This window comes from Pseudoalteromonas sp. R3, assembly GCF_004014715.1.
Classification (GTDB): domain Bacteria; phylum Pseudomonadota; class Gammaproteobacteria; order Enterobacterales; family Alteromonadaceae; genus Pseudoalteromonas.
The window spans coordinates 1135058-1148030 of record NZ_CP034834.1; the positions used below are offsets into that span (position 1 = coordinate 1135058).

At 45.4% G+C, this 12973-nt stretch carries 14 protein-coding genes; 8 read left to right on the plus strand and 6 right to left on the minus strand.

All coding sequences use genetic code 11. The features are described 5' to 3' along the window. Window positions 1–52: 52 nt before the first annotated feature. Window positions 53–1276, minus strand: a complete 1224-nt coding sequence (locus tag ELR70_RS04120) for a NupC/NupG family nucleoside CNT transporter (protein ID WP_054013532.1) — start codon at window positions 1274–1276, stop codon at window positions 53–55. A 17-nt stretch (window positions 1277–1293) separates the two neighbouring features. Next, entirely contained in the window at window positions 1294–1923 is a 630-nt protein-coding gene (gene udk / locus ELR70_RS04125; RefSeq protein WP_049865267.1) for a uridine kinase, read from the minus strand. Between the two features lie 316 nt (window positions 1924–2239). Here udk and ELR70_RS04130 point away from each other — a divergent pair, with 316 nt between their 5' ends. The 5 genes from ELR70_RS04130 to ELR70_RS04150 all read left to right on the plus strand — a co-directional run bounded on the left by ELR70_RS04130 (window position 2240) and on the right by ELR70_RS04150 (window position 6127). Then, window positions 2240–3454 carry a phosphopentomutase gene (locus tag ELR70_RS04130; RefSeq protein ID WP_054013531.1) on the plus strand — a complete coding sequence of 405 codons (1215 nt, stop codon included), beginning with the start codon at window positions 2240–2242 and terminating at the stop codon, window positions 3452–3454. A 17-nt stretch (window positions 3455–3471) separates the two neighbouring features. Beyond that, window positions 3472–4173, plus strand: a complete 702-nt coding sequence (deoD, locus tag ELR70_RS04135; protein WP_054013530.1) for a purine-nucleoside phosphorylase — start codon at window positions 3472–3474, stop codon at window positions 4171–4173. 193 nt (window positions 4174–4366) lie between these two features. Further along, window positions 4367–4657: a hypothetical protein gene (locus tag ELR70_RS04140; protein WP_054013529.1), complete on the plus strand. Its 291-nt coding sequence runs from the start codon at window positions 4367–4369 to the stop codon at window positions 4655–4657. 98 nt (window positions 4658–4755) lie between these two features. Beyond that, complete coding sequence (locus ELR70_RS04145; RefSeq protein ID WP_054013528.1) at window positions 4756–5496, plus strand: ferredoxin--NADP reductase; 741 nt, start codon at window positions 4756–4758, stop codon at window positions 5494–5496. Between the two features lie 127 nt (window positions 5497–5623). Then, on the plus strand, window positions 5624–6127 hold the full coding sequence (locus ELR70_RS04150) for a nuclear transport factor 2 family protein (RefSeq protein ID WP_164881426.1): 504 nt from the start codon (window positions 5624–5626) through the stop codon (window positions 6125–6127). 35 nt (window positions 6128–6162) lie between these two features. On the opposite strand, the gene ELR70_RS04155 is transcribed toward ELR70_RS04150, so the two are convergent. Further along, entirely contained in the window at window positions 6163–7011 is an 849-nt protein-coding gene (locus tag ELR70_RS04155) for a tetratricopeptide repeat protein (protein ID WP_235577046.1), read from the minus strand. A 108-nt stretch (window positions 7012–7119) separates the two neighbouring features. Between ELR70_RS04155 and ELR70_RS04160 the strand changes: the two genes are divergently transcribed. Then, window positions 7120–7959: a transporter substrate-binding domain-containing protein gene (locus tag ELR70_RS04160; protein WP_241566278.1), complete on the plus strand. Its 840-nt coding sequence runs from the start codon at window positions 7120–7122 to the stop codon at window positions 7957–7959. 125 nt (window positions 7960–8084) lie between these two features. Then, a complete protein-coding gene (locus ELR70_RS04165) occupies window positions 8085–9572 on the plus strand; it encodes a hypothetical protein (RefSeq protein ID WP_054013526.1) in 1488 nt (495 codons plus the stop codon). A gap of 49 nt (window positions 9573–9621) precedes the next feature. Here the strand turns inward: ELR70_RS04165 and ELR70_RS04170 are convergent, their stop codons facing one another. The 3 genes from ELR70_RS04170 to ELR70_RS04180 form a co-directional block, all read right to left on the minus strand. After that, window positions 9622–9918, minus strand: a complete 297-nt coding sequence (locus ELR70_RS04170) for a hypothetical protein (RefSeq protein WP_054013525.1) — start codon at window positions 9916–9918, stop codon at window positions 9622–9624. A gap of 153 nt (window positions 9919–10071) precedes the next feature. After that, the gene (locus ELR70_RS04175; protein ID WP_054013524.1) at window positions 10072–10707 is read right to left on the minus strand and encodes a response regulator transcription factor; all 636 of its coding nucleotides are present in this window, start codon (window positions 10705–10707) and stop codon (window positions 10072–10074) included. Further along, complete coding sequence (locus tag ELR70_RS04180) at window positions 10700–11824, minus strand: histidine kinase (RefSeq protein WP_054013523.1); 1125 nt, start codon at window positions 11822–11824, stop codon at window positions 10700–10702. The genes ELR70_RS04175 and ELR70_RS04180 overlap by 8 nt, the downstream gene beginning before the upstream one ends. A 158-nt stretch (window positions 11825–11982) precedes the next feature. Here ELR70_RS04180 and ELR70_RS04185 point away from each other — a divergent pair, with 158 nt between their 5' ends. Next, on the plus strand, window positions 11983–12702 hold the full coding sequence (locus ELR70_RS04185) for a hypothetical protein (RefSeq protein ID WP_054013522.1): 720 nt from the start codon (window positions 11983–11985) through the stop codon (window positions 12700–12702). Window positions 12703–12973: the final 271 nt, after the last annotated feature.

The following is a 12973-nucleotide window of genomic DNA, read 5'->3' on the forward strand; positions in this document are numbered from 1 at the left end:
CTTAAAGCAACCAACCAATTGTTTTGCAACTGAGGCTTATCTCATTAAGTTTCTAAGCTAGCGAGAGGAAAAACCCTGCAATTGCTGCGCTCATTAGGTTAGCCATAGACCCTGCTAAAACCGCCCTGAGCCCTAAGCGTGCGATATCCTTTCGTCGACTTGGCGCCATACCGCCCAGTCCGCCTAGTAAGATGGCTATCGATGACAAGTTAGCAAATCCACATAACGCGAATGTGACAATCGCTTGTGTGTGTTCACTTAACGTGTCGCGATAATTCATAAAGTCCAGGTAAGCAACAAACTCATTCACAACCAATTTCTGGCCGATAAAGCTGCCCGCCTGAGTGGCTTCTGCCCAAGGTACACCCAACATCCAGGCAACCGGAGCAAATACATAGCCTAAAATCTCTTGTAATGTCAGTGTTGGATGATCAAAGAAACCACCAATACCACCTAACAAACCGTTCAAGAGTGCAATCAGTGCTACAAATGCTAATAGCATTGCACCTACATTCAGCGCCAAATGCATACCACTTGAAGCACCTGCTGCTGCTGCATCGATCACATTAACCGGCTTGTCGTCGCCGCTATCAACCTCGGCAAGGTTTTCTTTCGGCTTTTCGGTTTCCGGCACAATCATCTTGGCCATCAGGAAACCACCTGGTGCAGCCATAAAGCTGGCCGCGATCAGATATTTTAGCTCGACACCAATAGCAACATAGCCAGCCATAACTGACCCTGCTACCGTTGCCAGACCACCTACCATAACGGCAAAGAGCTCTGACTGGGTCATCTTAGGAATAAAAGGTTTTACAATTAAAGGTGCTTCAGTTTGTCCAACAAAAATGTTTGCCGTTGCTGACAAAGATTCAGGTCTGGACGTTTTCAGCAGCTTTTGTAGACCTCCCCCTAAGATTTTGATGATCCACTCCATAATGCCGATGTGGTATAACACACCCACTAATGCGGAGAAGAATACGATCACCGGTAATACCTGGATCGCAAAAATAAACCCTATGTTGTCTGCACCCGCTAACGGGCCAAACAGGAAACTGATCCCGTCGTTGGCGTAACCAATGACAGATGAAACCGCTTTCGACATAGCCGCAAGCGCGTTTTTACCGGCTTCTACAAAAAGTACAAAGCCACCAATGAGTATTTGCATGATAAATGCGATACCCACGGTTCGATAATTAATGGCACTACGCTTGGTGGAAGCTGCGTAGGCGATGGCCAGTAGCATTAACATGCCGACTAAGCTCATTATTGTTGTCATGCCAGATTGTTCCCGTATTATTCTTGCAGTAAATATTTTATTTTACTTTTAATAATATCAATCGCAACGCGATTCATACCGCCACGGGTAACGACCAAGTCGGCATTGTGCTTTGAAGGCTCAATAAACTGGTAAAACATGGGTCTTACCGTTGCCTGATATTGCTCAACCACCGAAGAGATACTTCTACCGCGAGTTTCTATGTCTCGTTGCATTCTTCGCAGCAGACAGATATCAAGCGGCGTATCAATAAATACCTTGATATCAAATTCTTCGATTAATGCTGGATCGCTTAACAGTAAGATCCCTTCAACGACTAATATCTTTGCCGGGTTTACCGTGCGTGTCTCACTACTGCGTGTATGTTGAGCATAGTCGTAAGTCGGTACTTGTACAGACTTACCTTGACGCAGTTGCGTCAGGTGCTCTTTCATTAACGCATGTTCAAACGCATCCGGATGGTCATAGTTCGTTTGAGTTCTGTGTTCAAACGGCAAATGCGATTGATCTTTATAATAGGCGTCTTCTTCTATAACGGCGATGGCACCCGATTCAAGTTCGTTTACTAATTCGTTATAAATAGTTTGACTAAAAAGAGACTTACCGGACGCAGATGCGCCGGCGATGGCTATAATTGTTCGTGTCACTAAAGTTCACACCCAGCAGTTGTTAATGTTGGAAGATCACAATAGCAAAAAAGACACGATTAATCTCTTTTGCCTCGCTTAAGGATCAAATTTAATTGTTTTGGTTATAACAAAACAGGACTTATGTCCGCTGGTCCAATTAGTGACGGGATTTAATTAATATAGGTACAAATGGTTTTTTGTTATGCTTTTATGACAGCGGACTTATGTCCTGTACGTTAATTTTGGCTACAAATAAAGTAACACCCTCTGACGAGTATCGATGACAGAAAAACAAAATCGCAGCGCGTCAGAATAAACAGATAAGAGGTAGATTATGGCAAGAGCAATCATATTAATGGCGGACAGCTTAGGAATAGGGGCTGCACCTGATGCCGATAAATTTGGAGATGCTGGTGCCAATACCTTAGCTCATCTGTTAGCAGCTTATAAGAAAGAGAAAGGCGAGGCTCTATCTCTACCCAATTTAAGTAAGTTGGGGCTTATTGCAGCGTGTGAAGCTGCAGGCAAAGAAACGTGTGAAGTTGCTGAGCGTATAGAGCCGCAGGCAGCCTGGGGCTACGCAAAAGAGTTATCCAGCGGTAAAGACACGCCGTCTGGGCACTGGGAAATGGCAGGCGTACCTGTGTTATTTGAGTGGGGATATTTCCCAAATACACAGCCTTGTTTCCCGCAAGAATTTATTGATGAGTTGTGCAAGCGTGCAGAAATCCCGGGTATTTTGGGCAACTGTTATGCATCAGGCACGACTATATTAGAGCAACTGGGTGAAGAGCACGTCAAAACTGGCATGCCTATTTGCTACACCTCAGTTGACAGTGTGTTTCAAATAGCCGCACATGAGCAGTCATTCGGCCTTGACAAACTTTATCAGGTATGTGAAATCGCACGGGCACTGCTTGATGAAATGAATATAGGACGAGTGATTGCGCGGCCATTTATAGGCACTTCGAGTGCCGACTTTATTCGTACTGGTAATCGTCGCGATTACTCAGTGTTGCCACCGTCGCCTACAGTATTAGATAAGCTGGCGAATGATGGTGGTGAAGTAATTAGTATAGGTAAAATTGCTGATATCTACGCACATCAAGGCATTACGCAAAAGCATAAAGCACCTGGGTTGATGAATCTGCTGGAAAAAACCAGCGAAGTCATCGACAGTGCGCCGGACCATAGCCTGATCTTCACCAATTTGGTGGATTTCGACGAAAAGTTTGGTCACCGCCGCAATGCGGTAGGGTATGCTGAAGCGTTGGCACAATTTGATGCCTATTTACCGACTATACTCGACCAGTTAAAAGACGATGATCTGCTGCTTATTACGGCTGATCACGGTTGTGATCCGACCGCACCGGGCACAGACCACACCCGCGAATATGTGCCAGTATTGGCGTATCGCAACGGAATGAACAATACTCCGTTAGGTGAAAGAAACAGCTTCGCAGATATGGGCCAGACACTGGCTCAATGGTTTAACTTATCTGCTTGTGATTATGGTGACGGCTTTGCAGCCAAACTCGCTAAGGCTTGATTTAAAGGAAACATGTTATGAGTACTCCGCATATTAATGCTAACCCAGGTGATTTTGCAGAAACGGTGCTAATGCCAGGGGACCCACTGCGTGCCAAGTACATTGCTGAAAACTTTTTGCAAGACGCACGTCAGGTAACGGACGTACGCAACATGTTTGGTTTTACCGGCACATACAATGGTAAGCCAGTTAGTATTATGGGCTCTGGCATGGGTATTCCATCTATGTCTATTTACGCTCGCGAGCTGATTGTCAGCTTTGGTGTTAAAAACCTAATTCGTATCGGTACCTGTGGTGGTATCAATCAGGATACCAAAATCCGTGATGTGATCTTCGCACAAGGTGCCAGTACAGATTCCAACGTAAACCGCGCTCGTGTGCGTGGTTATGATTTTGCAGCGCTTGCTGACTTTGGCCTGCTTGAGAACGGTGTTAACGCGGCACGTCGCCTTGGTATTGAAGCGAAAGTGGGTAATGTATACACCACAGACACTTTCTATCAGGCTGACAGCAGCTTTTACCCTGAGCTTGATAAGTTGGGCGTACTGGCTGTTGATATGGAAACTGCGGGTCTGTATGGCGTTGCAGCTGAATACGGTGCAAAGGCAATGGCATTATTCACAGTAAGTGACCACGTGATCACTGGCGAAGCAACGCCGCCTGAAGAGCGTCAAAGCACGTTCAATGAAATGGTTAAAATTGCACTAGAATCAATTTAAAGAATTTGGTCCTTTAACAGGGCCTCCCTGTTCCTTGGTAACGTAATCGCAGAGTTTTGGAGACACGCCTAAAACAACGCGAATCACACCCAAAAAGCCGCACCTGGTGCGGCTTTTTTTTGTCTGAAATTTGTTGCTCTAATATCTCTACTATAAACTCAGGGTAATGTATCTAATATCAGGTCCAGATATAATGGCTTTTCCGTTGAGTACGTTTGCACCCGATTTAATCTCAGACCATGGATTGCGCTTTATTCAGTGGCTGGACACTTTCCGGTCATATAGTTCTGTTAAAAACCTGAGTAAGATGCAGCAGCAAAAGTTGCAGCAAACAGAGGCTATTGCAGCTGATTACCTCGAATTTGTCGCATTGCTGTCGTCGCGCTACGGCCTGAATCAGGGGGTGGCGCAACGTATTTTAAAAAGAAGTCACGATTTACCTTTATCAGGCACGCTTGCCAGGCACTGGTGTGCGTCGATGTAGAGACATAGCGTTTTGACGGTTTTAACTTAAAAATTTGTTTTTACCCCACTTTATGCCAGATTTAAGAGGCTGACATAATAAAATAAGCGGGAGCATGTATGGCTAACTGGGTAAATGGTAAAGTGGTTGAAAAGCTGTGGTGGACACCCAGCCTGTTTAGTATCAAGGTAGCGGCTGATATGGACCCTTTTACTGCAGGTCAGTTTACCAAACTGGCGTTACCCGTTGAGGATAAAAAAATCTCGCGGGCATATTCTTTCGTAAACGCCCCTCAGGACCCTCTCCTTGAATTCTTTCTGATTGAAGTCCCGAATGGTCAATTATCTTCCCCACTGGCCTCGCTAGATATTGGTGATGATATTTTGGTAGCAGGAAAACCCAGCGGATTCTTTACACTCGATGAAGTACCCGACGCCAGTGTACTGTGGATGTTAAGTACCGGTACTGCAATCGGTCCGTTTTTGTCTATGATTGGGGATGGTAAGCTCTGGAAGCGATTTGATAAAGTCGTGCTGGTCAACGGCGTGCGTCATGCGCAGGACTTGTGTTATCAGGATATGTTGCTCGATACCGAAAAAATATTTAAGCAATTTAAATATGTGCCCTTGGTGAGCCGCGAGCCAGTAGAAAACATGTTGTCCGGACGGGTCACAAGCTTACTGGAAAGTGGTGAGTTGTGTCGTCATTGTGGGTTTGATCAGCTACCCGAGGACAGTCAGTTTATGTTATGCGGTAATCCGGAGATGGTGAAAGACACCGCGGCATTATTGCAGGGCTTAGGCTTTACGCGTAATCGTCGCGCACAGCCCGGGCACATTACGGTAGAGCAATACTGGTGAGCGCAGCAATGTATCGGGATATTGACACACGCTTTTGTGAATATTGCACCCTTTAGACGCTGAACCTGTATTCTGTTGGCCGAATTTGCTATCTTTCAGCCCAACTTGTCCCATCAAAAGGTAATTTATGAAATACCTACTTGCCCTGATCTTGTTTACCTACTCCGTTATGGGGAACGCCAACCCCGCACTCGATGATCAGGCCAGTAAATACCAGTTAGCAAAGACAGAACAGGAGCTTGCTGCTGAGGTGGTCGTCGATAAACTCATACAGGCATATAATGCACAAAATATACGACAATTTCTTGAATTATATGCAGAAGATGTTGAGTTTTATATGTATCCTCAGACGTTGATGTTTACTGGAAAAGAAAAGCTAATTGAGCGTTACGGGTTGATGTTTAAGAAAATGCACTGTCTCAAAGCGACGTCCATAAAGCGGGTTACCCATGGCTCAATCGTCATAGATCACGAAACCTCAGAGATTTGTAGTAAAGAGCCGGGAGTGGTGGATAAACGCTCCGAGTTCGTAACCAGCTATCAGGTAGAAGACGGTAAAATCAAAAAAAGTAGTGTTCTTCCGTTAGCCTTAGAGTGCGCATCCGCTGACTATCTGAGTAGTCAGTCTTGATGCGCTGAACAGGTGTTGGCCACTGATTCGCTTTCTTACCAGTGCTCTACCAGCTCCTTAAAGCTTGGGTTGCTTTCCAGCACCTGAAATGACGGCTCGTGTGTTAGTTCGTTTTTCAGGTTTGGTGAGTAAGCCAGGGCCATTTTAATGTCGGCTATGGCATCTGCTTGTTGCTCCAGCATGGCATAAGCACAGGCGCGTTGCCAGTAGGCATAGCCATAGTCGCTGTCGATTTCCAGTGCCTGATTACACAGGTTAATTGCCGGGCCGGTTTGCTCCAGTTCCAACAGTGCATCGGCTTTGTAAACTAGCGCCTCAACGTCATCCGGGTGGCGTTTTAGTATCTCGTCGTACATCTCAATTTTACCCTGCATATCACTTTCAAGATTGGCTCGCATCCATAGCGAGTGGATCTCATTCGTAATTGTGATTTTCCGCTGGTTATTTAATATCTCTTCGGAGCGCTCTTTGAGCTTTTCTTCCAGGGTGCCTAGCCTTTGTTCATACTCTGCCGTGATATCACCTACTCGGTCATTCACCGTTTCTTCTACTTTATTTTTGATATCACGGAGTGAGTTCCACCCGGCCAGTACTAAAAGCGATGCGGTGGCGGTAATAATAAACAGCACGTTGTTAATGGTGTCGGTGGTATAGGTTAGTGCTCGGTCAGCTGCATCTAGCTGTTTGTGAGTAAGCTGTAAGGTGACATCTTCACGTAATTTTTGCTGATCCTGCCGTAAGGATTTTAATTCATCGAGAACATAGCGTTCCATCAACGGCCGGTACATTGGCTCTTTCAGCTGTTGTAATGCTTGTTCTTGCTGCTGTTCAGTCAGGGTTGTTGTGGGTTGTGAGGTGTTTGCTGTAAGCGTCCCGCAAAACATTAAAGAGACGAAAAGAAGGATATTTTTAATCATAGCAGTGATCTGTTTGAGAGTTTGGTCTAGCATGGTGCATGAGAGGCTTAGAAATTGCAAAGCTGGCAGGCATGTTTGAGCAAAATCTGGTCGAGACAACAGGCACTGAGGTTAAGTAGATTGCATGACGAATTGCACAGTATTTCGGGAGCATTTTTCACCTTACTGGCATCTATAGTGTGTTTCAGTCACTTGGCCGTTGCAGGTACTGAGCCTCGGCCTATTCTTGCGCCCGACTCTGAACCTGATATTCAACTACATGTTGTCACAGAGCAGTGGGTGCCATATAACTTTATCAACCAGCACGGTGAAGTGGACGGGCGTGCCACTCAGAAAGTGCGGGAAGTGCTAGATACCGCCGGGATCAGTTATGAAATATTGGTGTTTCCCTGGACTAGGGCAATGAAAATAGCACAAACTCAGCCTAATACTATGATTTACTCTATTTTTCGTACCTCTGATCGAGAGGCCAAATTTGAGTGGGCTTGTCCATTGTTAAGACCAGTTAAGGAGCACCTCTTCCGCCTTACATCTCGAGAAGATATTCAGCTTGATTCACTGGATGATGCTAAACGTTATATTACCGCACTGGTTAGGGGCAGTGTGGTACATGAATACTTACTCAGTAAAGGCTTTAAGGGCGGTGTTAACCTGGACGTGTCAGCAGATCCCAGCTCTTTGATTAAAAAACTGCTGGCAGGGCGTGTTGATTTTCTGATCACAACAGAATATACCATCTTTGAGTCTTTAAGATTGCTTGGTAAACCCTATGAGGTAGTTACCTCTGCGCTGGAAGTACGTGAGCGTACCGGAGAAAGAGCCTGTATGGCATTTCATCCCCACACTGATAGCGACATTATCAATAAAGTACGTCGCGCACTGGCCGAACACAATCGGCACTATATCGGACCTTAAGTACTGGTTTACATTCTCAGTCACAATAACAGTTTAATTCTTGAACAATACTTGTTGCTCTGTCACAGTGATAAAGCAACGAGAACTGTTGCCGTTATATAAAAATATAATCAAGGAGTTAGAGAATGAATAAAATGAGAATGGTATTTCCGTTGCTGGCATGTCTGCTAGCTGCTATTGCCTTTAAAAGCATGGCAATGAGTTTGTCCGAATTACACAATATTAAAAAGGGGAAATTTTTTCTTACTGGTAATGGGTTAGTTGAACCAGTGGCGTATTTAGTCTTAAACAAGCACGAAGTGGGTCAATATGAAGGTAATATCGCAAGCCCGATTGAATGGCGTAAGACCGCAAATGGGCTTCAGATAAGGCTGCTATCTCCCGAAATGCTTGGTGAGTACACTGAGCAGGGGGTCGTATTTCGTGCTGAAGTTTATCAATGGAGTATTCGTCCCTCAGAAAATAGCCAGGGCGTTGAGTATGTCCAGCATACGCGGATAGTTCGCACAGATACAATGGACGCTGTGGATACAGCGGAACAAAGCTTTGATGGGACTTTGTTGCCAGAGCGCGAAATGGGTGAGTGGGAGATTGACCTGACGCAGGGAACCTGGTCACTTCCGGACGTAGATTACGTTTTTTACGACGCTTTTAATATGTCTGCATTTGGTGCCGTTGAAGCGCGCTTTTTCGAAAATGGGCGTGGCCAAATGGTGCATTATGATAAGCGGGTGAGTCGCTTTAAGTGGCGCGTAAAAAGAAATCGACTGATGCTAAAATATTGGCAGGATGGTCAGAAGAGAAAACTCACGTTCAGAATCGTAGATACTTTGGCAGACTCTGGATTACGTATTGTTATGCATGTCAAAAACCAGGCTGATACAGCGCCATTGGTTCGTACCGGGCTGATGCTCAAAGATCAAGGTACGAAGTTTAGTTATGAGAATGCTGTAGGAACCTGGTTGAATGACAGTGTGCGCTATGACTATTACGACGATCATGTATATATTCCAAATGTGGCTTTTCCGGCGGCAACCTGGGCGTTCAATCAGGCGGGCGAAATAGAGCGACAGAAAATAGTCCATCCTGAACTGGGTCCAGTTCCGGTGTGTCCGGATGATACATGCTATGTGTCATGCACTTTTACACTGAATCTATTGGCACGAGACGAAGAGGCTATGTATGTCTCAATACAGACTGACTCAGAGTTAGTCGATGGTGGCCCACATTTCTTTATGGGTAAAGCGGTTGCAAAGTTCCAAGTCAAACCACATCAGAGCGTATCGGCGTTTGATTATAGTTGGCTTGGCCTGACGACCATCACATTCAAATCGAACAATGATTCGACGCCCTACTTCTTTGCAATGATGCCCTCAGCAACTGGCTCCTGGGATTATATGTATTCAAAGGGGGCGCCCGAAAATGTTCAGGGGCAATTCTCAGTTGTGGATGGTAAGTTACACCTTGAAACGTCACAGGGCATACAAATCCTGGAAATTGTCCATTCGACTCGGGATTCATTAGAGGTATGCCGCTACGATCAAAATGGTACCTGTGAAGAAGGAGACAACCTTATACTGGCGTTCCATAATGGCACTCACTTGCTTGACTAGATACGGATAAAGCCAAACTTGCTTGATGAGGCCTGCCTGCGGGCTGGCCTCATACCGGTGTACTTGCCAGTAATTGGTATAGTACAACAACCAGAAGAAGCGACACACAAACAATTAGATAAAGTGTTGAAGTAGAGCGCTCATTGGGCTCTGCGACCAGGTGCTTGTGATATAGCTGGCGGCCATAACCTGCGTTGATATCAGTATGTACTTGCTTGCTTCGTGGAAAGATCAGTAGTCCCAAAGTGACAAGCAGGCCAGAATTGACCCATTGACCTTTTAGAAGAGTGAGTACAGCTAAAGTGAGCAAGGCAATGCTCGCGATCCATCTTAATAAATACGTCATAGTGCGTCCGATGCAGTAAAAGAGTCAGGCTGTACTCTAGAGCTTGGATTCTAATCTTGCAAGTCAATTGTCCCCAAAATGAAAAAATTACAGGTTTAACCTATTTTTCTCACTAACTGAGTAGGTTATGTCTCACATTTTGTTGCACCGACGTTACCCACTTTGTTGCACCAGACCCAGCTCGACTGCTTTGAGCGTGGCTTGTGTTCGATCCCTGACGTGCAACTTACTAAGTAAATTGGATACATGATTTCGGATCGTGCCCTCTGCTTTGAAGAGTTGGGCCGCGATCTCTTTGTTAGAGTGACCTTGTGCAATGAGCACCAGTATTTGCTTTTCCCGCTCTGTCAGGTCGTCAAGAATGGTTGCTGCACGAGAGAACACATTGCTCAGAGCGTTTTGGATCACGAGTTTACCTGAGTTTACACAATGGATAGCTGAGTGCAGCTCTTCCAGCTCTGCGTCCTTTAACATGCAGCCATTTGCCCCAAGTGCAAGGGCTTGCTGAAGTTTGGTTGTGTCATCAAAGGTGGTCAGAATAAGTACCTTAGGGGCATTTTGTGTTTGCTTCAGCTGCTCAAGCACGCCCAGTCCATCCAGTTCTGGCATACGCATGTCCAGTAGTACTACATCGACTTCAATCTGGCCGGCTTGATAATCGTTTATAAACTCCAGGCCATGGGCAGAGCTACCACAACACTGGATATCTTCACAAAGCTCCAGCAGTGCTTGCATCCCCTGCCTTACTAATGCCTGATCATCAACGATATGGACTTTTACTTTAATCATGGTGCCGGATTTCCTTAAAATGAACTTGTACTTCAAAACCTTTACAAGTGCTCTGCCAATCAAACTCGCCGCCTAACGCCGTCACACGTTCTTGCAGACCAAGCAAGCCATTACCAGGTTGGCAAGCTTGAACTGCATTGCCGTTGTCAGTAATTCTCATACTCCACTGTTTACTGTCAGAGTCACTAAATTCAATGCTCATGTGTGTTGCATTACTGTGTTTGAGTGTATTGGTGATGCTCTCCTGACAAACTCGTAAAATGCAGTGGGCATGGCTTAAGCTCTGCAAAAGCGGGTGCGAGCGAAATTGCAAAGAGACGTTAACTCTGGGTACATGGCCAATCAACTCAGTGAGAACAGCCTCCAGATCAAGTGGTTGTTCAGTGCGTTTATCACTTACCAGGGTCCGGATTTTCTCTAACGTTTCTCGTGCCAGAGTATAGCTCTGCTGCAATTGAGATTTCTGCGGTTCTTCTGCTGTTCGTCTGGCAACGTCGAGGTTGACTATCAGGCTGGTTAACTGATGCCCAACATCATCGTGCAGTTCTCTGGCTAAATGTAGCCGCTCTTGTCGAGAAACAGATTGACTGAGCAAAGACTGAGTGGCCAATAGCTGGCTGTTGGCGAGCTGAGCTTGCTCTTTGGCTGCGCGCTCTTGTCGCATTCGGTGGCTAACTACAAAGGAAAAGAGGTGAAATGATGCAAATAGCCCCGCTTCTGTCCAAGGCCAGGGCTGATCCCAAAATAGAGTTTGAGTGAGCAAATACGCTGAGCTTGCCAGCAGGATATAGCAATATGATAGCGCGGGTACGAGATAAAAGGTCAGGATGGCAATAAGCATCACGCTGTATATCAGGTAAACAGAGCTGGGCAATAAGAAACCAGCACTGTGAATTAAAAGCGCCATTACAGCGAGCAGCCAATACCTGATTTTGTAACCATAACTGTATTGTGATTCATTGGTAACCAATAGAATTAATGGCAACAGTAACAAGTGTGGTAGCCAGGTCCAGGCTGGCATAGCAGATAAGGCGAGTAGGCTTGGAATAGCCACAGCGCACCAGGTGACGAGTGCCGTCACTAGCATAGACGGTTGATATTTAAAGTAAGACTGCACGATAAGTTCATATTTTGTATTGAGACTCTGTACTTATATCAGATCCTGACATGAAAAAAAGCATGACGAATGTCACTGATGTTTCATGACATTAGTGACATGAATAAAACGGCGCATTTTCATAGTCTGAATGCACATCAATTTGAGGGCTATAAATCATGCAATATCTTCATCAGTTTTCTCTCGTTCTCCACATCATTGTGGGCAGCTGTGCGTTAATTTTATTCTGGGTCCCTGTGCTGGCTAAAAAGGGCTCAAAGATCCACAATCAGGCTGGTAGAGCTTATACCTACAGTATGCAAATGGTCGCATTATCGGGCATTTTGTGTTGCTTTTTGGTTTTACTCGACCCGATTGTGATATACCAGGCTAGCTATTCACAGGCCCTGAATAAGGCACTGTTTATTGATACAGCTCGTGAGCGAGCCAGTTTCCTGCTCATGCTTTCTTTCCTTGTTCTAACTTCGGTCATGCATGGGGTCCGTGCGCTTCGGGATAAAGCATCTCGTCAATCGTTGATGCGGGCGGATATGGTAGTCAATTATATCGCGTTATGCTGCAGTGCACTCTATGTTGGATATCTGGGGAGCCGAGGCGGTCATATCTTGTACATGGTATTTAGTGTTCTCAGTCTTGTCATTGTTATCAGGATGATGCGTTACTCATTTGCTAACACAGTCAAGCCCGGACAGTGGGTGGTTGAACATCTCAGTGCGATGATAGGCTCGGGCATTGCTGCATACACCGCTTTTAGTGCGGTTGGTGGACGCTACCTGCTCGCTGAGCTACTCGGTGAACAGGCGATATTAATGGCCTGGCTGGCTCCTACAATTATTGGAACTATTGGGTTAATAATAACTAAGCGCAGATATCGTTAGGCCATCTACCTTTGACAAAGCTGGTGAGAGCGCAAAACTTTGTATAAATAAAGGACCTCTGGCGAGGTTAATAAAGACAGCTGCGAGATACATGTCAACTGTGCAGGATAGTGCAATTTACAGTAACGTGGCTGTCATTAAATAAGGTACGGCACCTTAGTCGGTTTCTCTATTATTATCAAGTTTGCAATTGATTTAGGTACATTTATCAATCCTGATACAAAGCGCCTACAAATGGTTACTTACAGTCTATGCTTGTAGTTGTATGGTT

Coding starts and splice junctions, on each gene's coding strand:
- ELR70_RS04120 (WP_054013532.1), bottom strand. CDS start 1,276: ATGACAACAATAATGAGCTTAGTCGGCATGTTAATGCTACTGGCCATC.
- ELR70_RS04130 (WP_054013531.1), top strand. CDS start 2,240: ATGGCAAGAGCAATCATATTAATGGCGGACAGCTTAGGAATAGGGGCT.
- deoD (WP_054013530.1), top strand. CDS start 3,472: ATGAGTACTCCGCATATTAATGCTAACCCAGGTGATTTTGCAGAAACG.
- ELR70_RS04140 (WP_054013529.1), top strand. CDS start 4,367: ATGGCTTTTCCGTTGAGTACGTTTGCACCCGATTTAATCTCAGACCAT.
- ELR70_RS04145 (WP_054013528.1), top strand. CDS start 4,756: ATGGCTAACTGGGTAAATGGTAAAGTGGTTGAAAAGCTGTGGTGGACA.
- ELR70_RS04150 (WP_164881426.1), top strand. CDS start 5,624: ATGAAATACCTACTTGCCCTGATCTTGTTTACCTACTCCGTTATGGGG.
- ELR70_RS04155 (WP_235577046.1), bottom strand. CDS start 7,011: ATGTTTTGCGGGACGCTTACAGCAAACACCTCACAACCCACAACAACC.
- ELR70_RS04165 (WP_054013526.1), top strand. CDS start 8,085: ATGAATAAAATGAGAATGGTATTTCCGTTGCTGGCATGTCTGCTAGCT.
- ELR70_RS04170 (WP_054013525.1), bottom strand. CDS start 9,918: ATGACGTATTTATTAAGATGGATCGCGAGCATTGCCTTGCTCACTTTA.
- ELR70_RS04175 (WP_054013524.1), bottom strand. CDS start 10,707: ATGATTAAAGTAAAAGTCCATATCGTTGATGATCAGGCATTAGTAAGG.
- ELR70_RS04185 (WP_054013522.1), top strand. CDS start 11,983: ATGCAATATCTTCATCAGTTTTCTCTCGTTCTCCACATCATTGTGGGC.